At 71.9% G+C, this 22,485-nt stretch carries 18 protein-coding genes; 9 read left to right on the forward strand and 9 right to left on the reverse strand.

Translation table 11 applies throughout. From position 1 onward, the window contains the following. Positions 1 to 268 precede the first annotated feature (268 nt). From ACFV1W_RS12575 to ACFV1W_RS12585, 3 genes are all read left to right on the forward strand, one after another. Entirely contained in the window at positions 269 to 1,030 is a 762-nt protein-coding gene (locus ACFV1W_RS12575; RefSeq protein WP_380415696.1) for a DeoR/GlpR family DNA-binding transcription regulator, read from the forward strand. Further along, positions 1,027 to 1,986 (forward strand): 1-phosphofructokinase, encoded by a 960-nt coding sequence (pfkB, locus tag ACFV1W_RS12580; RefSeq protein WP_380415698.1) that lies wholly within the window; start codon positions 1,027 to 1,029, stop codon positions 1,984 to 1,986. Before ACFV1W_RS12575 ends, pfkB begins: the two co-directional genes overlap by 4 nt. 106 nt (positions 1,987 to 2,092) lie before the next feature. Then, positions 2,093 to 4,117: a fructose-specific PTS transporter subunit EIIC gene (locus ACFV1W_RS12585; RefSeq protein WP_380415700.1), complete on the forward strand. Its 2,025-nt coding sequence runs from the start codon at positions 2,093 to 2,095 to the stop codon at positions 4,115 to 4,117. 171 nt (positions 4,118 to 4,288) lie between these two features. Here the strand turns inward: ACFV1W_RS12585 and ACFV1W_RS12590 are convergent, their stop codons facing one another. The 9 genes from ACFV1W_RS12590 to ACFV1W_RS12630 all read right to left on the reverse strand — a co-directional run bounded on the left by ACFV1W_RS12590 (position 4,289) and on the right by ACFV1W_RS12630 (position 13,941). Further along, entirely contained in the window at positions 4,289 to 5,059 is a 771-nt protein-coding gene (locus ACFV1W_RS12590; protein WP_380415701.1) for a hypothetical protein, read from the reverse strand. Beyond that, on the reverse strand, positions 5,056 to 5,586 hold the full coding sequence (locus ACFV1W_RS12595; RefSeq protein ID WP_380415703.1) for a SigE family RNA polymerase sigma factor: 531 nt from the start codon (positions 5,584 to 5,586) through the stop codon (positions 5,056 to 5,058). The genes ACFV1W_RS12590 and ACFV1W_RS12595 overlap by 4 nt, the downstream gene beginning before the upstream one ends. Positions 5,587 to 5,717: 131 nt before the next feature. Next, positions 5,718 to 6,686 (reverse strand): expansin EXLX1 family cellulose-binding protein, encoded by a 969-nt coding sequence (locus tag ACFV1W_RS12600; protein ID WP_380415705.1) that lies wholly within the window; start codon positions 6,684 to 6,686, stop codon positions 5,718 to 5,720. A 391-nt stretch (positions 6,687 to 7,077) separates the two neighbouring features. Then, the gene (gene mmsB / locus ACFV1W_RS12605; protein ID WP_380415707.1) at positions 7,078 to 8,313 is read right to left on the reverse strand and encodes a multiple monosaccharide ABC transporter permease; all 1,236 of its coding nucleotides are present in this window, start codon (positions 8,311 to 8,313) and stop codon (positions 7,078 to 7,080) included. A 3-nt stretch (positions 8,314 to 8,316) separates the two neighbouring features. Then, entirely contained in the window at positions 8,317 to 9,864 is a 1,548-nt protein-coding gene (mmsA, locus tag ACFV1W_RS12610) for a multiple monosaccharide ABC transporter ATP-binding protein (protein ID WP_380415709.1), read from the reverse strand. Between the two features lie 101 nt (positions 9,865 to 9,965). Continuing rightward, the gene (gene chvE, locus ACFV1W_RS12615; RefSeq protein WP_380415711.1) at positions 9,966 to 11,060 is read right to left on the reverse strand and encodes a multiple monosaccharide ABC transporter substrate-binding protein; all 1,095 of its coding nucleotides are present in this window, start codon (positions 11,058 to 11,060) and stop codon (positions 9,966 to 9,968) included. A 285-nt stretch (positions 11,061 to 11,345) separates the two neighbouring features. Further along, positions 11,346 to 12,353, reverse strand: coding sequence for an ABC transporter permease (locus ACFV1W_RS12620; RefSeq protein ID WP_380415713.1), 1,008 nt, complete (start codon positions 12,351 to 12,353; stop codon positions 11,346 to 11,348). Next, positions 12,350 to 13,051, reverse strand: coding sequence for an ATP-binding cassette domain-containing protein (locus ACFV1W_RS12625; RefSeq protein ID WP_380415715.1), 702 nt, complete (start codon positions 13,049 to 13,051; stop codon positions 12,350 to 12,352). The genes ACFV1W_RS12620 and ACFV1W_RS12625 overlap by 4 nt, the downstream gene beginning before the upstream one ends. Continuing rightward, positions 13,048 to 13,941, reverse strand: coding sequence for a substrate-binding domain-containing protein (locus ACFV1W_RS12630; protein WP_380415717.1), 894 nt, complete (start codon positions 13,939 to 13,941; stop codon positions 13,048 to 13,050). Before ACFV1W_RS12630 ends, ACFV1W_RS12625 begins: the two co-directional genes overlap by 4 nt. A gap of 611 nt (positions 13,942 to 14,552) precedes the next feature. Here ACFV1W_RS12630 and ACFV1W_RS12635 point away from each other — a divergent pair. From ACFV1W_RS12635 to araA, 6 genes are all read left to right on the forward strand, one after another. Beyond that, on the forward strand, positions 14,553 to 16,037 hold the full coding sequence (locus ACFV1W_RS12635) for an arabinofuranosidase catalytic domain-containing protein (protein ID WP_380415719.1): 1,485 nt from the start codon (positions 14,553 to 14,555) through the stop codon (positions 16,035 to 16,037). A gap of 245 nt (positions 16,038 to 16,282) precedes the next feature. Beyond that, positions 16,283 to 16,933 carry an MOSC domain-containing protein gene (locus ACFV1W_RS12640; RefSeq protein WP_380415721.1) on the forward strand — a complete coding sequence of 217 codons (651 nt, stop codon included), beginning with the start codon at positions 16,283 to 16,285 and terminating at the stop codon, positions 16,931 to 16,933. Between the two features lie 290 nt (positions 16,934 to 17,223). Continuing rightward, entirely contained in the window at positions 17,224 to 18,222 is a 999-nt protein-coding gene (locus ACFV1W_RS12645) for a LacI family DNA-binding transcriptional regulator (RefSeq protein WP_380415744.1), read from the forward strand. 326 nt (positions 18,223 to 18,548) lie between these two features. Further along, positions 18,549 to 20,246, forward strand: a complete 1,698-nt coding sequence (locus ACFV1W_RS12650) for a ribulokinase (RefSeq protein WP_380415723.1) — start codon at positions 18,549 to 18,551, stop codon at positions 20,244 to 20,246. Beyond that, on the forward strand, positions 20,243 to 20,911 hold the full coding sequence (locus ACFV1W_RS12655) for an L-ribulose-5-phosphate 4-epimerase (protein ID WP_380415725.1): 669 nt from the start codon (positions 20,243 to 20,245) through the stop codon (positions 20,909 to 20,911). The genes ACFV1W_RS12650 and ACFV1W_RS12655 overlap by 4 nt, the downstream gene beginning before the upstream one ends. A 10-nt stretch (positions 20,912 to 20,921) precedes the next feature. Then, positions 20,922 to 22,430, forward strand: coding sequence for an L-arabinose isomerase (gene araA / locus ACFV1W_RS12660; RefSeq protein WP_380415727.1), 1,509 nt, complete (start codon positions 20,922 to 20,924; stop codon positions 22,428 to 22,430). The last annotated feature ends 55 nt before the right edge of the window (positions 22,431 to 22,485 follow it).

Consider the following 22,485-nt stretch of genomic DNA (forward strand, 5'->3'; position numbering starts at 1 on the left):
GCGGAGGGTGGTGAAGCGGGGCCACCGTGGCCGGGTGCCTGGTCCCCGCGGTACGGGGGCAGTCGCGGAGACCGGGCATCCTGTGGTTTCACGCCCGTCAGAGCGTTGTTTCGGTTGGTTCTACGCCCGATTACGCGCAGGTGTCAACACATTCGGGCGCATTCGATGAATCGGGCGAGAGGCGGAACGACCTCTTGCTTTTTGGCCCGAAGCGCGTATGGTCGGGCTTCATCAGGCGTAAACAGACATGAAACGGACCCGATCCCACATGTATGCACCGGAGCGGCAGCAACAGATCCTCCGCCTCGCCCAGGAGCGGGGCAGGGTGGACGTGCCGACGCTGGCCGAGGACTTCGGCGTCACGCAGGAGACCATCCGGCGTGACCTGAGCGCCTTGGACCGGGCAGGCCTGCTGCACCGGGTGCACGGCGGGGCACTGCCCGTCGGCGCACTGCACCTGGAACCCGGCCTGGCCGAACGGGACTCCACCGCCGCGGCCGAGAAGGAGCGCATCGCCAGGGCGGCCCTGGACCTGCTGCCCCGAGAGGGCAGCGTGATCCTCGACGCCGGGACGACCGTCTCCCGCCTGGCCGGCCTGCTGCCCGTGGACTGCGCCCTCACCGTCGTCACCAACGCCCTGCCGGTCGCGGCCCGGCTGGCCGACCACCCAGGGCTCGCCCTGCACCTCGTCGGCGGGCGGCTGCGCCACCGCACCCAGGCGGCCGTCGACGCCTGGGCGCTGCGCGACCTGGCCGACGTCCACGCGGACGTCGCGGTGGTCGCGACCAACGGCTTCTCCCCGGAGGGCGGCCTGTCGACGCCGGACCTCGCCGAGGCCGCCGTCAAGAGGGCGATGCTCGCCGGGGCACGCCGAGTGGTCCTGGTGGCCGATTCCTCCAAGTACGGCGCCCGCCATTTCGCCCGGTTCGGCTCGCTGGACCAGGTCGACGTGCTGGTCACGGACACTGGACTGACCGACGAACAGACCGCAGAGATCGAGAACCACGGACCGGAAGTCATCCGCGCATGATCGTCACCATCACCCCGAACCCCAGTCTCGATCGCACCTACGAGCTGCCGGCGCTCACCCCGGGCGAGGTCAACCGGGCCGCGCACGACCGGCTCGACCCCGGCGGCAAGGGCGTCAACGTCTCCCGGGCGCTGACCGCCGCGGGCCACCGCACCACGGCCGTCCTGCCGCTGGGCGGCCTCTCCGGCGGGTTGCTCTCCGACCTGCTGCGCCGCCAGGGCATCGACGTGGCGGCCGTCGCGATCGCGGGCGACACCAGGATCAACGTCTCGATCGCCGAGGACGGCGGCAGCCTCACGAAGATCAACGCCGTGGGCCCCGAACTCAGCCCCGCCGAGTCGGCGGCGCTGCTGGCGCTCGTCCGCGACACCCAGCAGATCGGTCGGGACACCGGGAACGGCGTCGACTGGCTGGCCTGCTGCGGCAGCCTCCCGCGCGGCCTGGCGCCCGAGTGGTACGCCGAGCTGGTGGCCCAGGTGCACTCGGGCGGCGCCCGGATCGCCCTGGACACCTCCGGCCCCGCGCTGCTCGCCGCGCTCTCGGCCCGTCCCGACGTGGTCAAGCCCAACCGGGAGGAACTCTCCGAGGCGGTGGGCCGCCAGGTCACCACCGTCGGCGACGCCGTGGACGCGGCCGGGGAACTTCGCAAGCGCGGTGCCCAGCAGGTCCTGGCCAGCCTCGGCGCGGACGGGATGCTGCTGATCGCCGAGGAGGGCAGCTGGTACGGCAGCGCCCCGGTCGCCGTCGTGCGCAGCGACGTGGGAGCGGGCGACGCCTCGCTCGCGGGCTTCCTCGGAGCCGGTGGCACCGGCCCCGAGGCACTGACGGCGGCACTGGCGCACGGCGCCGCCGCCGTGCAACTGCCGGGGAGCGTCATGCCGACCCCGGCCGATCTGGACCCGGCCGCCGTGGTCGTGACGGCGGACATCCCGCTCGAACGACCGCTTCGCGGTTGAGAACGGCCTCCAGGCGGAGGCTGCACGCCCGACCGTGTGGGACGGAACGGCGACCATTCCCGGGGGCAAGGGAAGACTGTCAGGCACCAGTTGAAGGACCGACACGATGAGCGACACCAGCGGACTGATCACACCCGCACTCGTTGACCTCCACCTCGCCCCGGCGGACAAGGGCGAAGCCCTCCGCTCCCTCGCCCAGCGGCTGGTCGCGGAGGGCCGGGTGACCGACCTCGACGGCTTCCTCGCCGACGTGGCCGCCCGCGAGGCCCAGGCTCCGACCGGGATGGGGGACGGGATCGGCATCCCGCACTGCAGATCGGCACATGTCACCCGGCCGAGCCTGGCCTTCGGCCGCAGCACCAGGGGCGTGGACTTCGACGCCCCGGACGGCCAGCCGGCCGACCTGGTCTTCATGATCGCGGCGCCAGCCGGCGCGGACGACAGCCACCTGCAGATCCTCGCCGCACTGGCCCGCCGACTGATGGACCCCGCCTTCACCGGCGCGCTCCGTGAGGCCGGTAGCCCGGGCGCGGTCGCGGCCCTGATCAACGGCGAGGAGGTGCCGGCCGGCGCTCCGGAAGCGGCCCCGGTCTCCGCCCCGGCGCCGGCTCCGGTCTCGGCCCCGGCTTCGCAGGCGGCCGCTTCGCACGGCGAGCTGCGGCTGGTCGCCGTGACCTCCTGCCCGACCGGCATCGCCCACACCTACATGGCCGCCAAGGCCCTCGAACTGGCCGCCGCCCGGGCGGGTGCGCGGATCGAGGTCGAGACCCAGGGGTCGGCCGGGACGACGGTGCTCGCGCCCGAGGTGATCGCGGCCGCCGACGCGGTGATCCTGGCCCATGACGTCGAGGTCCGGGACCGTGCCCGTTTCGCCGGCAAGCCGACCGTGGACGTGGGGGTGAAGGCGGCCGTCAACCGCGCCGACGACCTGATCGCCCAGGCCGCCGGGCTGGTCGCCGAGTACGGCGGGGGCACGCGTCCCGCCGCCGCACCGGTTCCGCCGCGCACGGCGACGGGCGAGCACTGGGCCCAGCGGCTGCGCAAGTACCTGATGACGGGCGTCAGTTACATGATCCCCTTCGTCGCGGCCGGTGGTCTGCTGATCGCCCTCGCCTTCGCCGTCGGCGGCTACCAGATCGCCTCCGCGCCGTCCGTGCTGGGCCACTTCGACTGGACCTCCTCGCACAGCTGGGCGGCGATGCTGTTCCAGACCGGCAAGGCCTCCTTCGGCTTCCTCGTCCCGATCCTCTCCGGGTACATCGCCTGGGCGATCGCGGACCGGGCGGCACTGGCCGCCGGCATCGCGGGCGGCGCCGTCTCGGTGGCGGTCGGCGCCGGCTTCCTGGGCGGCATCGTGTCAGGACTGGCCGCGGGCTTCCTGGTGCTGTGGATGATCCGCTGGAACGTGCCGCGCGCGGTCAAGGGCATCATGCCGGTCGTGGTGATCCCGCTGGTGTCGGTGGCGGTGGTCGGCTTCCTGATGTTCGTGGTGGTCGGCTCGCCCATCGCCTCGGCGATGAACGGCCTGACCGACTGGCTGAACGGCCTCTCCGGCTCCAACGCGATCCTGCTCGGCGTGCTGCTCGGCGCGATGATGGCCTTCGACATGGGCGGTCCGCTCAACAAGGTCGCCTACACCTTCGCGGCCGGTGCGCTCACCACCGCGGGCACCACTCCGGACGCCGGCAGCCTGAAGGTGATGGCCGCCGTGATGGCCGCCGGTATGACCCCGCCGCTGGGCATGGCCCTGGCCACCGCCGTCCGGCGCGGGCTGTTCACCGCCGAGGAGCGGGAGAACGGCAAGGCGGCCTGGGTGCTCGGAGCCTCGTTCATCACCGAAGGCGCGATCCCGTTCGCGGCGGCGGACCCGCTGCGGGTCATCCCGGCGAGCATCGTCGGCAGCATGACGGCCGGCGGACTGGTGATGGCCTTCGGCTCCACCCTGCGGGCCCCGCACGGCGGGATCTGGGTGCTTCCGCTGATCGGCAGCCCGTTCCTCTACCTGCTCGCGGTCGTGGCGGGCACGGTGGTCACCACGGCGGTGGTCGTCCTGCTCAAGGGGATGCGGAAGAGTGCCGCCGCGGAGGCTCCGGAAACCCCCGCCGCCGAGAAGGGGCTGGCCGCCGTCTGATCCGACGGCCCGTGTGACGGGCCCCGACCGAGCCGGTCCGCCGGCTCGGTCAGGGCCCGGCCGGTGCAGGGCGCCCGCTCCGACGAGCGGGCGCCCGCTCCGTTTCCGGCCCGTGGACCGGCGCCCGGTGGGGCCGACCGCGGACCACCGGTTCCGGCCGGGCCCCGGCCGTCAGCCCGCCGGGGTGAAGCCGCCCCAGACGGTGGCGGGGCCCGCCGTCGACTGGGCCTCGACGCGGTAGCCGTCGCCGGTGGCCGCACGGACGCCGGCGGCGTGGTTGTACTGACCGGCGAACTCGTGCTCTCCGGGCGGTACGGTGCGGCCCGGCTTGAGGACCCAGCGGTAGACCAGCGCACCCCCGGACTCCTGGACGGTGACGGTGAAGTCGTCGGGCGGCAGGGTCCGCCAGTTGCCGGTGTCCCGCACGCCGCCGGTCTGCGCGACGCGCAGTTCCACGGTGAGCGAGGTGAGCGGCTGGCTGGTCCTGAGGACGAGGTGGCTCTCGCTCCAGTACGGGTTGCCGTGCGAGCCGATCGATCCCGCCGACCACAGCGGACCGTTCTGGGGCCGGGAGCCGGCCGAGGGGGTCGGACGCGGGCCCGTCGGCGTGACGGCGGCCGGGGCCGGAGCGGTGGTGGGCGGGGGAGCCGGCCGGGTCGGACTCGGCGTGACCACGGGAGAGGGGGACGCCGGAGCGGTCGTGGCTTCCGACGGTGGCGGCGCCTGGGTGATCCCCGCCACGGCGAGACCGCCGGTGGCCAGGATGCCGGCCGCGGCCAGCCCGGCGATCGCGGCCCTGGGCCAGGACCTCAGGCCCGACCGGGTGCGGTGACGGGGGGCGGGACCGGCTGCGCCGCGCTGCACTCGGGCCAGCATCCTCGCGCGGTCGGGCTGGTGGGCCCCGGCCGCCTCGCGCAGCTGCCGGGAGATGTGCTCGTTCACCGGTTCCTCCTTCCTGTCGTCAGTTCGCCGACCGCTCGTGCACCGAGCAGCTGTGCCAACTCGGCCATGGCCTTCGAGGTCTGGCTCTTCACCGTACCGACCGATATGCCCAGCGCTGCCGCGGTGTCCTTCTCCGAGAGGTCGAAGGCGTGTCGCATGACCACGCACGCCCGCTTGCGGAACGGCAGCCGGGCGAGTGCCGCGCGGACGTCCAGTACGGCCGCGACGTCGGGCCCCGAAGTCCTCTCCGGGGTGCGCGACCAGAACAGCAGGACCCGCCGGCGCTCGCGGACCGCGCTGCGGATCCGCTCCCGGGCCATGTTGGCGACCACCCCGCGGGCGTAGGCCAGCGGGTGGTCGGCCGCGCGGAGCCGGTCCCAGCGTTGCCACAGGGCGACCAGGGCGTCCGCGGCGAGGTCGTCGGCCGCGTCCGTCTCGCCGGTCAGGAGATGGGCGAGACGGGCGAGTTCGGCGTAGTGGCGTTCGAAGAAGTCGTGGAACTCCGCGGACGCGTCATCGACGAGCATGTCCCCCGGTCGCCCTCTCCCTGCAATGTGAGCGTTAACAAGAGGCATGAGCGTAGCAGTGCCCTCCTTCGGGTCGGGGTGGTGGACCTGCCCGCCGGAGACCGCCACCCGCCGACGGGCGAGCCGCGCGCTCAATGCCGGGCGAACTGGACGCGGGCCGGCTGCACGACGTCCGGCCGCAACGCGATCCCGTCGACGGTCAGTTGCTCGCCGTAGATGTCGGTGACCCTGATCGGCCCGCCGCACCCGCTGCCGTCGGGGGAGAGGAAGTAGTTGTAGTCGGTACGGGTCAACGGCCGCCAGCCGCCGGCGGTCCGGACGTCGAGCGATGCCACCGGGTTCCGGTGCCCGATGACCTGGATGCCGCACCACCACTGGCTGGACCCGGTCTTGTACCGGACCGACATGCCGTCCGGCGCGCCGGGGCTCAGAAGCGTCCAGGTGATCGGGAGGCGGCCCACCGAGAGGTCGGCGAGCTTGGCGAAGGCCTCGTGACTGAGGTCGAGCTGACCGGGAGCGCAGGGCAGCGGGCATTCGTTGACGATCCGCACCGTGACGCTCGCCCCGTCGGCGGCGTGGACCTGCACGTACGCCCCGCATGCCCTGGACGTCTCGTAGTCGGTGTGGTTCATCGCCGCGACCATGGGATCGCCGGACGGACCGAACGAACAGGCGCCGTTGCCGTCCGCCGCGTCGTACGAGGTCGCGACGCCCTGGTAGCTCGTCCCGGGCTCGATCCGCCCGGCCTGCACGGTCGCGGCGGCCGCCGTACGCGCGCTGCCGGCCGCCGAGGGCGGCGGCGTCGCGGCGGCGGAGGGCGTCGCGGCGGGGGACGGCTTCGAGGGGGCCGGAGCCGAGGCCGACGGCGTGCCGGTGGACGGCGTCGGTGACGGCCCGGTGGGCGACGGCGCGGTGGGCGACGGCCGGGCAGCCGAGGGCGTGGCGCCGTCCGGACCGCCGCCGGTGGTCGGCACGCTCTGCGCGGCGGCTCCGGCGGCGGCTCCGGCGGGCTGCCCGGAACCGGCCCCGCTGCCTCCGGTGAGCCCGAGAGCCAGGCACACCAGCAGGCCGACGGCCACCAGCGCCAACGGAACACCCATGACCAGCCCTCGCCCGCCCCGCGCCCGGGGGGCGGCGTGCCTCGTTGCCCTCATGCCCATCCAAATCGGTAGATCGAGTCGACCTTGCACCGGTCAGTGGCCGCCGGGCGCGGAAAGGTTGCCGCTCGGGCACCGATTCTCTCCGCGGCCTTCCACGGCCGCCCCGGGGCGGGCGGCGGAGTGGGCGGCGGGGTGGCTGCGCAGCGGCGGTCGACGGTGCTGTCCGGACGACCCGAGGGGTGTTCCGCCCTCGGTGTCGCCCGTCAGCCGCCGCGGGCCGAAGGAGGTTGCCGCGCACCGGAGGACCTTGAGGGAACCGGTCCGCGCCGCAGGGAACGCGGAAGGACGGGCACGGTGCCGAGGCACCGTGCCCGTCCTTCGGTGGACCGGGTCAGGATCCGGCCCGGCGCTTGTTGTAGACGTCGAAGCCCACGGCTGCGAGCAGCACCAGGCCCTTGATCACCTGCTGGTAGTCGGTGCCGACGCCGACCAGCGACATGCCGTTGTTCAGTACCCCGAGCACCAGCCCGCCGATGATCGCGCCCAGGACCGTGCCCACGCCGCCGCTGGCGGAGGCGCCGCCGATGAACGCGGCGGCGATCGCCTCCAGCTCGAAGTTGATGCCCGCCTGCGGGGTGCCGGCGTTGAGCCGCGCGGCGAAGACCAGCCCGGCCAGCGCCGCGAGCACGCCCATGTTGGTGAAGGCCAGGAAGACGACCCGCTTGCTCTTCACCCCGGACAGCTTGGCCGCCGCCTCGTTGCCGCCGATCGCGTAGGTGTGGCGACCGATGATCGAGTTGCGCATCAGGTAGCCGAAGCCGACCAGCAGGGCGCCGAGGATCAGCAGCACGATCGGCACGCCGTGGTAGCTGGCGAGCAGCAGGGTGAAGACGAGCACGGCCGCCGTGATCACGGCGAGCTTGGCCAGGAACAGCCCGGGCGGGAGCACCTCCAGCCCGTAGGAGGCGGTCTGCCGCCGACCGCGCAGCTCCTGGAGGACCGCGACGACCAGCACCGCGAGACCGAGCAGCAGGGTCAGGTTGTGGTAGTCGGTGTGCGGGCCCACCTCGGGGAGGAAGCCGCTGCTGATGCTCTGGAAGCCCTTGGGGAAGGGTGCCACCGACTGGCCCTGCAGCAGGATCTGGGTGCCCCCGCGGAACAGCAGCATGCCCGCCAGGGTGACGATGAACGACGGGATCCCGAGATAGGCGATCCAGAAGCCCTGCCAGGCACCGGCGAGGGCGCCGATCACCAGCGCGACCAGCATCGCCACGGGCCACGGCAGGTGGTGCTCGACCATCATCACCGCGGCGGCGGCTCCGACGAAGGCCGCCAGCGAGCCGACCGAGAGGTCGATGTGCCCGGCGATGATGACGATCATCATCCCGATCGCCAGGATGAGGATGTAGCCGTTCTGCTGGATCAGGTTGGTGATGTTGAGCGGCTGGAGCAGGATGCCGTCCGTCCAGATCTGGAACAGCAGCACGATCAGCGCGAGCGCGACCAGCATGCCGTACTGGCGCACGTTGCCGCGCAGGGCGCGGGCCAACACGGAGCCGACGGACGGACTCCGGTCGGGCTCAGGGCCGTTCTGGGTGGAGTCCGCGATGATCTCGGTCTGGGCCATTACCTACACCTGCTCGTTGCTGGATGCCGTGCTCATGGTCATGAGCCGCATGAGGGATTCCTGGGTGGCGTCGGCGCGGGCGACCTCGCCGGTGATCCGGCCTTCGGCCATGGTGTAGATCCGGTCGCACAGGCCCAGGAGTTCGGGGAGTTCCGAGGAGATGACGAGCACGGCCTTGCCCTGGGCGGCCAGCTCGGCGATGACGGTGTAGATCTCCGCCTTGGCGCCGATGTCGATGCCCCGGGTGGGCTCGTCGAGGATCAGCACCTCCGGCTCGGCGAAGATCCACTTGCTGAGGACGACCTTCTGCTGGTTCCCGCCGCTGAGCGTGCCGGTCCGGGTGAACACCGTCGGGGCCTTGATGTTCATGGTCCGCCGGAACGATTCGGCGACTCTGCTCTCCTCGTGCCGGTCGACCCGGCCGTACCGGGTGACCTTGCCGAGCGCGCTCAGCGAGATGTTCCGGCTGATGTCGTCGATCAGGTTGAGACCGAAGTGCTTGCGGTCCTCGGTGACGTACGCGATGCCGTGCCCGATGGCCTCGGGCACCGTACGGGTGCGGACCTCCCGGCCGTGCAGCAGCACCCGGCCACCGCTCCAGCGCCCGTACGAGCGGCCGAAGACGCTCATCGCGAGCTCGGTGCGGCCGGCGCCCATCAGGCCGGCGATCCCGACGATCTCGCCGCGACGTACGGTCAGCGAGGCGCCGTCGACCACCGTGCGCTGCTGGTCGATCGGGTGGCGGACGGTCCAGTCCTGGACCTCGAAGGCGACCTCGCCGATGTCGGGGGTGCGGTCGGGATAGCGGTGCTCCAGGTCGCGGCCGACCATGCCGCGGATGATCCGGTCCTCGGAGATGCCCTCGGAGCCGATCGCGATGGTCTCGATGGTCTGTCCGTCGCGCAGGATGGTGACGGCGTCGGCGACCCGGGCGATCTCGTTCAGCTTGTGCGAGATGATGATGCAGGAGATGCCCTGCGCCTTGAGCTCCAGGATCAGATCGAGGAGCTTGCGGCTGTCCTCGTCGTTCAGCGCGGCGGTCGGCTCGTCCAGGATGAGCAGCTTGACCTTCTTGGCCAACGCCTTGGCGATCTCGACCAGTTGCTGCTTGCCCACGCCGAGGTCGGCGATCCTGGTGTGCGGGCTCTCCTCCAGACCGACCTGCCGGAGCAGTTCGGCGGCGTGGGTGAGCGTCCGGTGCCAGCTGATCACGCCGCGGGTGGCGTGCTCGTTGCCCAGGAAGATGTTCTCGGCGACGGAAAGGTACGGCACCAGGGCGAGCTCCTGGTGGATGATGACGATTCCGCGCTGCTCACTCGCCCGGATGTCCTTGAACCGGCAGGGCTCGCCCTCGAAGAGGATCTCGCCCTCGTAACTGCCGTGCGGGTAGACCCCGCTGAGCACCTTCATCAGGGTGGACTTGCCCGCGCCGTTCTCACCGCAGATGGCGTGCACCTCGCCGGCGGCCACGGTCAGGTTGACCTCGGAGAGCGCCTTGACGCCGGGGAACGACTTGCTGATCGACCGCATTTCGAGAACGGGTCCAGCCATGGTTGTGCGTCCGTATCGTTCGGGGCGGTGCGGCGCGGGCAGGTCTTCCGGGCGTCGCACCGCCGGTTCGGCTCGGGGCCCGGCCGACCGGGCCCCGTGGGCTACTTGAGCTGGTCCGCGGTGTACTGGCCGCTGTCGACCAGGATCTTCTGGTAGTTGTCCTTGTCGACGCTGACCGGCTGGAGCAGCTCGGCGGGAACGACCTTCGCGCCGTTGTTGTACTGGGTGGTGTCGTTGACCTCGGGCTTGCCGCCGGTCAGCAGCGCGTCGCCCATCTGGACGGCGACCTTGGACAGTTGGCGGGTGTCCTTGTAGACCGTCTCGGTCTGCTCGCCCGCGATGATCGACTTGACCGAGGCCAGCTCGGCGTCCTGGCCCGTGACGATCGGCAGGGACTTCGCGGTGCCGTAGCCCACGCCCTTGAGCGAGGAGAGGATGCCGATCGAGATGCCGTCGTACGGCGACAGCACGGCGTCGACGTGCGCGGTGGTGTAGGCCTTGCTCAGCAGGTTGTCCATCCGGGACTGGGCGACACCACCATCCCAGCGCAGCGTGGCGACCTGGTTGAAGTCGGTCTGTCCGCTCTGCACGACCAGCTTCTTCTGATCGATGTACGGCTTGAGCACGCTCATCGCGCCGTTGAAGAAGAACGTCGCGTTGTTGTCGTCCGGCGAGCCGGCGAAGAGCTCGATGTTGAACGGCCCCTTGCCGTCCTTCAGGCCGAGCTTGTCGGCGATGTATCCGCCCTGGAGGACACCGACCTTGTAGTTGTCGAAGGTCGCGTAGTAGTCGACGTTCTGGGTGCCCCTGATCAGTCGGTCGTACGAGATGACCGGAATGTGCGCATCGGCGGCCTTCTGCAGCACGTTGGTGAGGGAGGAGCCGTCGATGGCGGCGATCACGAGCAGCTTGGCGCCCTTCGTGATCATGTTCTCCACCTGGGAGACCTGGTTCTCCACCACGTTGTCGCCGTACTGCAGGTCGGTCTTGTAACCCTTGGCCTGGAAGTCCTTGACCATGTTGTTGCCGTCGTCGATCCAGCGGGCCGACGACTTGGTCGGCATCGCGATGCCGATGAGCCCACCCTTGGCGTCGCCCTTGGCCGCCCCGTCGCCGGCTCCGTTGGCGCTCTGCCCGCAGGCCGCCAACGAGAGCGTCAGGCCCACCGCGACGAGGCCCGCTGAAAGCTTCCGCACAGTTCCTCCAGTGAATGATGATCCGCGACCGTGCAGAGCGACCCTGGCGGGGCGACTCGGGGCGGTCGAGCGGGCCGGCCGGAGCGGTCCCTCGCGCTGTGGAACGTCGGGGCTGTGATAGCTCTGGCCTGGCGTGAAATGAAGTGTTAACGCTAACAACCGTGCCGTCAAGGGGCGCGAGATCACCGTTGGGTCGCGGTGCCGCGCCGGCCCGTCGGCCCGGGTCCGCTCACCTGCGCGGGCGTCTCCGCCGGGGGATCCGGCTGCCGTGACGGGCGGGAGGGGTCATGACCTCCGCGCCACGTGCCGGGCGCGGAGCCGGTCGGCCGTGATGGCCAGGCCGAGGACGCAACCGAGCACGATGTTGGTGTAGTCGGAGTTGACCTGAAGGGTGGTCAGTCCGTTGTTGATCAGCTCCAGCAGGACGGCGCCGGCCACGATCCCCAGGACGCGGCCCTGGCCCCCGGTCAGGCTGACCCCGCCGATGACCGCGGCCGCGATCGCCGTGAGTTCCCAGCCGACGCCGACGCCGCTGGCGGAGCCGACCCCCATCCGGCCCAGTACGAGCATGCCGGCGAAGGCGGACAACAGCGAGGAGGTCACGTACATGGACACCACCCGCCGGTCGCCGCGGATGCCGGCCAGCCGGGCCGCCTCGGGGTTTCCGCCGACCGCGTAGACCTGCCGTCCGGCGTAGGTGCGTTCCAGGAAGAACCACGCGGCGAAGGCGACCGCGGCGAACAGCACCAGCGGCACCGGGACCTGGGCGAGGTAGCTCTGGCCGATGTCGCCGAAGAACGGTGAGATGCCGGTGATCGAGGTGCCGGAGGTGATCGCCAGGGTCACGCCCTGCGCCACGGTGTAGGTGACCAGGGTGACGACGAACGGCGGCATCCGCAGCCGGGTGACGGCCAGTCCGTGGACGAGGCCGACCAGTCCCGCGACCGCCAGTGTGGCCGGCACCGCCAGTCCGGCGGGCAGGCCGGCCCGCACGTTGAACCAGGACATGAGGATCACACTGGTGCCCAGCAGGGCGCCCACCGACAGGTCGATGCCGCCGGTCAGGATGACCAGCGACTCGCCGATCGCGATCAGCCCGTACTGCGCCAGATCGGCGCCCATGCCCTGGAGGTTGACCGCGCTCGCGAAGGTGTCCCGGGCCAGTGCGAGCGCTGCGAACACCGCGAGGCAGGCCACGACCACGCCCACCTCGGGTGTGTCGACCAGCGCGCGCAGCCGGCCGCGGGTCGGCGCCTGGGCCCTCTCCGGGGCGGGAGCGGTCCGGGTGGTCATACGGTCGCCTCCGTGCTTGCCGCCGGCTCGGGCCGGCTGGTGGCCGCTGTCATGATCCGTTCCTTGCTGAAGAGTTCGCGTGGCAGGTCGGCGACGATCCGCCCGTGGGCCATGACGAGGATCCGGTGGCAGATCCACAGCAGTTCCTCCAACTCGGAGGAGGCGGCCAGGACGGCCAGACCGTCGGCCGCGGCGCGGTCGACGAGCCGGTAGATCTCGGCCTTGGCGCCCACGTCCACGCCACGAGTGGGTTCGTCGAGCAGCAGCACCTCGGGGGAGGCGTGCAGCCACCGCCCGAACACCACCTTCTGCTGGTTGCCGCCGGACAGCGCACCGGCGCCCTGGGCGACCCTGGCGCGCCGGCCGAGCAGCAGGTTCTCGGCCACGCTCAGTCGGCCGACGAGTGGGAACTCCTGCGCCACCAGGCTGACGCCGAGCGCCTTCGCGTGGTCGGGCCGACCGGGCTGGAGCGGGCGGTCGGCGATCAGGACCTCGCCGGAGGTGGGGGAGACGGTGCCGGCCAGCACCCCCATCAGGGTCGACTTCCCGGCGCCGTTCTCGCCCACGACACAGGTGATCTGACCACGCGCCAGCTCCAGTTCGGGAATGTCCAGCACGGTGACCGGCCCGTAGCTCTTGCGCACCGCACGCAGGGCGGCGGCCGGCCGGTCGGCGGTGCGGTCGGTCGTCCCGGTCATCCCGTGATGCCGAGCTGGGTCTGCTTGGCCCGGAAGGCGGCCAGGTTGTCCGGGGTGACCACGCCGACCCCGGAGCTGAGGGTGCTGCCGTCGGACTCCAGGAAGGGCTTGACGACGGCCGTCGTGGCGTCCCTGCCCAACACCTTGAGCGCGGCCAGCAGGTAGGCGCCGGTGTAGCCCTGCTGGTAGGGCGACTGGACGACGGTCGCCTGGATGACGCCCTGCTGGATGAACGTCAGGGTCTGGGCGTCGCTGTCGTCGGAGATCACCTTGACCTTGCCGGTCCGGCCGGCGGCCTGCACGGCCTGTGCGGCGGAGGGGCCGTCGTAGGAGTAGACGCCGTACAGGCCGGTCACGCCCGGGTCGGTCTGGATGGCGGTCTGCGCGTTGGTGAGGGCCTTGGCCGCGTCCATGTTGTCGGCGAGCTTGTTGGACACCTTGATGTCGGTGCCCTTCAGCGCGTCCTCGAAGCCCTGGATGCGCTCGACGGCGTTGGACGCGGTCAGCGACCCGACCAGCACCACGACCTTGCCCCGGCCGCCCAGCGCGGCCTTCATCGCCTCGCCGGCCCGCTTGCCGGCCTGGTAGTTGGGCGTGCCGAGGTAGAGCGCGGCGCCGTCCTCGGCGGGCAGTGGCGAGTCGATCGCCAGCACCGGGATCCCGGCCGAGGACGCGGACTGGATCGGTGACTTGACGGCGGTCGGGTCGATCGCGGAGAGCGAGAAGGCGGAGATGTCCTGGCCGCGGAGGGTCTGGAGGATGGACAGCTGCTGGTCCAGCCGGCCGTTCGCCGGGGCCTGGAAGGTGCCCTTGACGCCGAGGTCGGCGAGGCCCTTGTTGAAGCCGGCCTTGCCGGCGTTCCAGTAGTCCACGGCGACGTTGACCACCATGGCCACGTCCAGCTGGGAGAGGTCCTTGCCCTGGAGCGCCGACTTGAGCGCGGCGTCCAGGCGGGTCAGGTTGTCGTCGTTGAAGGTGATGTCGCCCTGGATCGCGGGCGCGGCGGCCGGCGTGCCGCCGGTGGCGGAGCCCGGGTCGCCGGCTCCCTGCTTGCTGCAGCCGACGGCCAGGGCCAGGGTGACGATCGCGGCGGACGCGATGCGGGCGGCTCTGGAGGGGCGGGGGAGGGTGCGCGCACGGGGTTGTTCCTCTCGATCGCTGCCGGTGGGTGGGGAGCTGGTGAAAGGTGCGGCGAACCGGCGCGAACGCTCAGGTGTGCCGCTGAGTGTGAGCGCTCACATCTGCCAGCGTCAACCACCGTGCAACCACGGAAGTGTCACTCCTGACGGCCGGTCATGGACAATCAGCGGCCTCCTCACGAGAACGGGGTCGGCACCCTTGACGGGGCGCCGTCGGTGCGGGCACTGTCATCGGTCCAGGAGCTCCACCCACCTCCCGCCCCGGCCGAAGTGTGTTGCCGTGGGCAGAGTTGTTAACGCTCACACTTCCTTGGCCGCGCTCAACGTCGAGCAGGGAGACACCGGATGAGCAGGGAGACACCATGAGTGACACCCACAGCACCACCCGTGGACGGGGCGCACTGCGCCGCCTCGCCCGGGCCGGGGCGGCCCTCGCCGTCCTCGTCGGCGCCCTGGCGGGCGCCACCGCGACCAGCGGGGTGGCCCAGGCGGCCACCCAGGGGCCGTGCGACCTCTACGCCGCCGGCGGCACGCCCTGTGTGGCCGCGCACAGCACCACCCGCGCGCTCTACGGCGGGTACGGCGGGCCGCTCTACCAGGTCCGCCGTGCCTCGGACCAGGCGCTGCGGGACATCGGCGTCCTGGGCACGGGCGGCTACGCCGACGCCGCCGCCCAGGACTCCTTCTGCGCCGGCACCAGCTGCGTGATCACCGTGATCTACGACCAGAGCGGTCGGAAGAACCACCTCACCCAGGCCCCCGGCGGTGGGGCCGCACCCGGCCCGGACAACCTCGCGGACGCTACCCTCGCGCCCACCACGCTGAACGGCCACCGCGCCTACGGCGTGTACGTCGCGCCGGGCACCGGCTACCGCAACAACCACACCTCCGGCGTCGCCACCGGCGACCAGCCCGAGGGGATGTACGCGATCCTCGACGGCACCCACTACAACGGCGCCTGCTGCTTCGACTACGGCAACGCCGAGACCAGCAGCAACGACACCGGCAACGGTCACATGGAGGCCATCTACTTCGGCAACATCAAGGTCTGGGGCTACGGCAGCGGGCCCGGCCCCTGGGTGATGGCCGACCTGGAGAACGGCCTGTTCTCCGGCGTCAACACGCGCTACAACGCCAACGACCCGACGGTGAACCACCGTTACCTGACGGCCATGGTCAAGGGCGCCCCGAACCAGTGGGCGATCCGCGCCGGCGACGCCCAGTCCGGCGGGCTGTCGACCTTCTACTCCGGTCCGCGCCCGAACGCCTCGGGCTACAACCCGATGCACAAGGAGGGGGCGATCATCCTCGGCATCGGCGGCGACAACAGCAACGGCGCCCGCGGCACCTTCTACGAGGGCGTGATGACCTCCGGCTACCCGTCGGAGTCCACCGAGAACGCCGTCCAGGCCAACATCGTCGCGGCCGGCTACGCCAGTGTCCCGGCGGCCGCCACGGGGGCGCTGCGCGGAGCCGGTTCGGGCAAGTGCCTGGACGTTCCCAACGCCTCCACCGCACCGGGGACGCAGGCACAGATCTACGGCTGCTCCGGAGCGGCGAACCAGACCTGGACCCGCACCGCCGACGGCCGGCTCACCGTGGACGTCGCCGGCACGACGCTGTGCCTGGACGCCTACGGTGCCGCGACGGCCGACGGCACCAAGGTGGTGACCTGGCCCTGCAACGGCGGTGCCAACCAGCAGTGGCAGTTCAACTCCGACGGGAGCGTCACCGGCGTCCAGTCCGGCCGCTGCCTGGACGTCGCCGGGGCGCTGACCGCCGATGCGACGCCCGTCCAGCTGTGGAGCTGCTGGGGCGGGGACAACCAGAAGTGGGCGCTCGGATAGCTGCGCTTCCGCCCGGCCCCGGCTCCGGCTCCGCCCGGCCTGCGGAGCCGGGGTCGGGGCCGGGCTGCCGGACGGGTCGGGGCCGGGCCGCCGGGCGGCGGCCGGGCGCGGCAGCCAGGGGACCCGTCCGTGTGCGGCGAAACGACCGCGCCTGCCGTGACGGGGCGGACCGAAGGGTGGTGGATGCCGGGATGCGGCAGGAAAACGGATCGCCCCGGCGCGAAGGAGCCCGTACCGTCGGGGGCATGAAGCTGCTCTCCGTCAACGTGGGCAGGCCCCGGCCCAATCCGTGGAAGGGGCTCGGCGCGACGGGCATCGACAAGCGGCCCGTGGACGGTCCGGTCGCGGTCACCGACCCCGGTCCTAAGGGCAGCGGTGCGGTCGGTCTCGCGGGTGACCGCGCCTACGACGTGAAGAACCACGGCGGCGCCGATCAGGCCGTCTACGCCTACGCCCGCGAGGACCTCGACGGTTGGGAGGCCGAGCTGGGCACGGCGCTTCCGAACGGCGTCTTCGGGGAGAACCTCACGACCGTCGGTCTCGACGTCAACGGTGCGCTGATCGGCGAACGTTGGCGCGTCGGGCCGGACGCGGTCCTGGAGGTGTCGTGCGCACGGATACCGTGCTCGACGTTCCAGGGGTGGCTGGAGCGAGAGGGCTGGATCACGCGCTTCACCGAGGCCGCGGTGCCGGGTGCCTACCTGCGCGTGATCGCGCCGGGGGCCGTCCGGGCCGGCGACCCCGTCGAGATCGTGCACCGGCCCGACCACGACGTGACCGTCGAAGTCGTCTTCCGCGCGATGACGCTCCAACCGGCCCTGCTGCCGCGGCTCCTGGTCGCCGACGCGCTGCCGGAGCCGGACCGGGCACTGGTTCGGCGGCGCATGGCCGGGTAGCCGCCCGGCGCGGAGCGGACGCGTTGCGTGCCGCACCGTTCACGCAGCGCCGCCGATTCGCGGCCGCGGGACGGTCGACCTGGCAATCTCCTTCACGGAGAAGATGCGCGCGTTAACTTGGCGGTATCGGCACATGTCGCGCGGTCCGAAGCGCTGGTAGGAAGGGAAGCCGCCGGTCGGACCGTGGGCGACGGATCGGCCCGGACCTGGTCGCGTACTGTGGTCCACAACCGAGGAGGGGACTGCGAGTGGGAACCGACAGCGCCGGGACTGAACAGCGCCAGCCCGTGATGGCGGACGTGGCGAAACTGGCGGGAGTGTCCCACCAGACGGTGTCCCGCGTGCTCAACGGCGCCCCGCACGTCCGGCCCGACACCCGGGACCGGGTGCTGGCCGCCATAAGGGAACTGGACTACCGGCCCAACTCGGCCGCCCGCGCGCTGGTCACCCGCCGCTCGCAGACCCTCGGGGTGGTCAGCTTCGACTCGACCCTCTACGGCCCCGCCTCGATGCTGGACGGCATAGAGCGCGCCGCGCGCAGCGCCGGGTACTTCGTGAGCGTGACCAGCCTGCGGTCGCTGGACGGCCGTTCGGTCCAGGAGGCCGTCGACCGGCTGCGCGACCAGGGGGTGGAGGGCGTGGTGGTGATAGCGCCGCAGACCTCCTCGGTCAGCGCGGTGGCCCGGCTCTCCAGTTCGGTGCCGGTCGTCGCGGTCGGCTCGGGCGACCAGAGCCGGGTGCCCATGGTGTCGGTGGCCAACCGCTCCGGCGCCGGGGAGGCCACCGGTCACCTGCTCGACCTCGGGCACCGCACGGTTCACCACGTGGCGGGGCCGGCCAACTGGCTGGAGAGCCGGGACCGCGAGGAGGGGTGGCGCCTCGCGCTGCAGGCGGCCGGAGCTCCCGTGCCGGAGGTGGAGCGCGGTGACTGGAGCGCCCGCTCGGGTTACCAGGCGGGTCTGCGGATCGCCCGACTGCCCGAGGTCACCGCCGTCTTCTGCGCGAACGATCACATGGCCCTCGGCCTGTTGCGCGCCCTGCACGAGGCCGGCCGCTCGGTCCCTGAGGGCATCAGCGTGGTCGGCTTCGACGACATCCCGGAGGCCGCGTACTTCACCCCGCCGCTGACCACCGTGCGGCAGGACTTCGCCGAACTCGGCCGCCGGGCCCTGGAGCTGCTCGTCGGGGAGTTGGAGGGCGTGGCGTTCTCCGACTCCCGTGTGGAGATCCTGCCGGAGATGGTGCTGCGGCGCAGCGTGGGCCCTGCCCCCGGGGCGTTCAGCCGGTAGCCGCGGGCCGGCGCGCGGATCACCCGGTTTCGAGGGTTCCGTCCTCGTGAAACTTTCCTTGACACCATGGTTGTGAGCGCTAACAATCTCTGTGAGCGTTAACAACAACAACGCCCCCTCACTCCGCCGGCCGGGCCACCTCATCCCGCTTCCACGCGCCCGGCCGACGGATCCGCGTTCCGCTGCCTTCCGAGGGTGGGGTGGCGGAATGAAGCCTGTCGCCGGTGCGTTCCGCCCTGCCCCGGTCGAGGACCGCACCGGCGACAGACCGAAGACGGCGAGACGACGGGCGACCAACTCAGCCCTCCCGTACGAAGGATGACGAAGTGACCGTTCCCCCTGCCGCCCGCGACGCCGACCGGTACGTCATCGGTGTCGACTTCGGCACCCTCTCCGGCCGCGCAGTGGTGGTCCGGGTCCGGGACGGCGAGGAGATGGGCACCGCCGTCCACGACTACCCGCACGCCGTGATCGAGCGCGAGCTGCCCGGCACCGGCCGCCGGCTCCCGCCCGACTGGGCGCTCCAGCACCCGGCGGACTGGCGCGAGGTGCTGCGCACCGCCGTCCCGGCCGCGATCGCCGCCTCCGGAGTCGACCCCGCCCAGGTCATCGGCATCGCCACCGACTTCACCGCCTGCACCGTCCTGCCCGTGCTCGCCGACGGCACCCCGCTGGCCGAGACCGCCGCCTGGTCGGCCCGGCCGCACGCCTGGCCGAAGCTCTGGAAGCACCACGCCGCACAGCCCCAGGCCGACCGGATCAACGCAGTGGCCCACGCCCGCGGTGAGAAGTGGATCTCCCGGTACGGCGGCAGGATCTCCGCCGAGTGGCAGTACGCCAAGGCGCTGCAGGTACTGGAGGAGGACCCGGCGGTCTACGCCGCGTGCGCCCGCTGGATCGAGGCCGCCGACTGGATCGTCTGGCAGCTCACCGGCGCCGAGAGCCGCAACACCTGCACCGCCGGCTACAAGGGCATCCACCAGGACGGCAGCTACCCGAGCGAGGACTACCTCGCCGCGCTCCACCCGGAGTTCGCGGACTTCGCCCGCACCCGCCTGGAGCATCCGCTCTCCCCGCTGGGCACCCGGGTCGGCGCGCTCACCGCGCAGGCGGCGGAGTGGACCGGCCTGCCCGAGGGCATCGCCGTCGCCGCCGGCAACGTCGACGCCCACGTGGCCGCTCCGGCCGCCCGGGCCGTCGACGACGGTCGACTCCTCGCCATCATGGGCACGTCCACCTGTCACGTGGTCAACGGCGCGACCCTCGCCGACGTCCCCGGAATCTGCGGCGTGGTCGAGAACGGCATCGTCACCGGCTCCTACGGCTACGAGGCCGGACAGAGCGCCGTCGGCGACATCTTCGCCTGGTGGCTGCGCCAGGGGGCGCCCGCCGAGTACCTGGCCGAGGCCGAGGCGAACGGCGAGGACCTCCACCAGCTGCTCACCCGCAAGGCCGCCGGCCAACCCGTCGGCGCCCACGGGCTGGTGGCGCTCGACTGGATGAACGGCAACCGCTCCACCCTGGTCGACCACCACCTGTCCGGGGTGATCGTCGGCCTGACCCTGGCCACCCGGCCCGAGGAGATCTACCGGGCCCTGCTGGAGGCCACCGCGTTCGGCACCCGCGTCATCGTCGAGGCCCTGGAGCGGGGCGGCGTCCCGGTCACCGAGTTCATCGTCACCGGCGGCCTCAAGAAGAACGCCCTGCTGATGCAGATCTACGCCGACGTGCTGCGCCGCCCGGTCTCGGTCGCCGAGTCCGAGCAGGGCCCGGCGCTCGGCTCCGCGATCCACGCGGCCGTCGCCGCCGGAGCGTACCCGGACGTCCGGACCGCGTCAGCCGCCATGGGCCGGGTACGGCAGGGCGCCTACCGGCCCGACGCGGCAGCCGCCGACACGTACGACCGGCTCTTCGCCGAATACCGCGCCCTGCACGACCACTTCGGCCTCGGCGCCGACAAACTGCTGCACCGCCTGCGCGACATCCGCAACGCCGCCCTCACCACACCGAGCGAGGCTCCGTGAACGCGACCATCGACCGCATCCGCCGCCAGGTCAGCGACCTCCACCAGGAACTGGTCCGCTACAACCTGGTGGTCTGGACGGCCGGCAACGTCTCCGCCCGCGTCCCCGGCGAGGACCTGCTGGTCATCAAGCCCAGCGGCGTCTCCTACGACGAGCTGACGCCCGCGAACATGATCGTCTGCGACCTCGACGGCAAGGTCGTGGAGGGCGATCACGCGCCGTCCTCCGACACCGCCGCGCACGCCTACGTCTACCGCCACCTGCCCGAGGTCGGCGGGGTGGTCCACACCCACTCCACCTACGCCTGCGCCTGGGCGGCCCGCGGCGAGGCCGTGCCCTGCGTACTGACCGCGATGGCCGACGAGTTCGGCGCGGAGATCCCGGTCGGTCCGTTCGCCCTGATCGGCGACGACTCGATCGGCCGGGGCATCGTGGACACCCTCACGGGCCACCGCTCGCCCGCCGTCCTGATGCAGAACCACGGCGTCTTCACCATCGGCAAGGACGCCGAGGCCGCCGTCAAGGCCGCCGTGATGTGCGAGGACGTGGCCCGCACCGTCCACCTCTCCCGCCAGCTCGGCGAGCCCCTGCCGATCTCCCAGGCGGACATCGACAGCCTCAACCACCGCTACCAGAACGTCTACGGCCAGCCCCAGGCCCGGTAAGGAGCCCCCCGTGAAGAAGCCACTGGACGGACGACAGGTCTGGTTCCTGACCGGCAGCCAAGGGCTCTACGGCGAGCAGACGCTGCGTCAGGTCGCCGAGCAGTCCCGGCGGATCGCCGCAGCCCTGAACAGCGACCCGGCCGTGCCGGTCGAGGTGGTGTGGAAGCCCGTCCTCACCGACGCGAGCGCCATCCGCCGGGTCTGCCTGGAGGCCAACTCCGCAGACGACTGCATCGGCCTGATCGCCTGGATGCACACCTTCTCCCCGGCCAAGATGTGGATCGCCGGACTCGACGCCCTGCAGAAGCCGCTGCTCCACCTGCACACCCAGGCCAACGTCGACCTGCCCTGGGACTCCATCGACATGGACTTCATGAACCTGAACCAGGCCGCCCACGGCGACCGCGAGTTCGGTTACATCCAGTCCCGCCTCGGTGTCACCCGCAAGACCGTCGCCGGACACGTCAGCGACCCGACCGTGGCCGCCAGAGTCGCCACCTGGGCCCGAGCCGCGGCCGGCCGGGCCGAACTGCGCGGCCTCAAGCTCGCCCGCTTCGGTGACAACATGCGCGACGTCGCCGTCACCGAGGGGGACAAGGTCGAGGCCCAGCGCCGGTTCGGGGTCTCCGTCAACACCTACGGCGTCAACGACCTGGTCGCCGCGGTGGACGCGGCCGACGACGGCGACGTCACCGCACTGGTCAAGGAGTACGAGGACAACTACCGTCTCGTGCCCGAGCTGCGCGCCGGCGGCGGTCGCCACGACTCGCTGCGGTACGCGGCGCGCGTCGAGCTCGGCCTGCGCGGCTTCCTGGAGCAGGGCGGCTTCAAGGCCTTCACCACCAACTTCGAGGACCTCGGCGGACTGCGCCAGCTGCCCGGCCTCGCGGTGCAGCGGCTGATGGCCGACGGCTACGGCTTCGGCGGCGAGGGCGACTGGAAGACGGCGACCCTGCTGCGGACCCTCAAGGTGACGTCCGGCGGACTGGCCGGCGGCACCTCCTTCATGGAGGACTACACCTACCACCTGGAGTTCGGCCGTGAGCTGATCCTCGGCGCGCACATGCTGGAGGTCTGCCCGAGCATCGCGGCCGACACCCCCTCCTGCGAGATCCACCCCCTGTCCATCGGCGGACGGGAGGACCCGGTCCGCCTGGTCTTCGACGCCGAGCCGGGCCCGGCCGTCGTGGTCGGCCTCGCCGACCTGGGCGACCGGTTCCGGCTGGTCGCCAACGAGGTGGACGTGGTCGCGCCGCCGGCGCCGCTGCCGCACCTGCCGGTGGCCCGGGCGGTGTGGGAGCCCCGCCCGGACCTCCACACCTCCACCGAGGCCTGGCTGACGGCCGGCGGGCCGCACCACACCGTGCTCTCCCGCGCGGTCGGCGCCGAGGAGCTCGACGACCTCGCGGAGATGCTGGGGGTGGAACTCCTGCTGATCGACGAGGACACCTCCCTGCGCCGGTTCACCAAGGAACTGCGCTGGAACCAGGCCTACCACCGCCTGGCCCAGGGCCTGTGAGCCGCCGGCCCCGGTCCGACGACGCCCGCCCTCGCGGCGGGCGTCGCCCGTTCTC

The organism is Kitasatospora sp. NPDC059648 (assembly GCF_042734825.1).
Taxonomy (GTDB): Bacteria; Actinomycetota; Actinomycetes; order Streptomycetales; family Streptomycetaceae; genus Kitasatospora.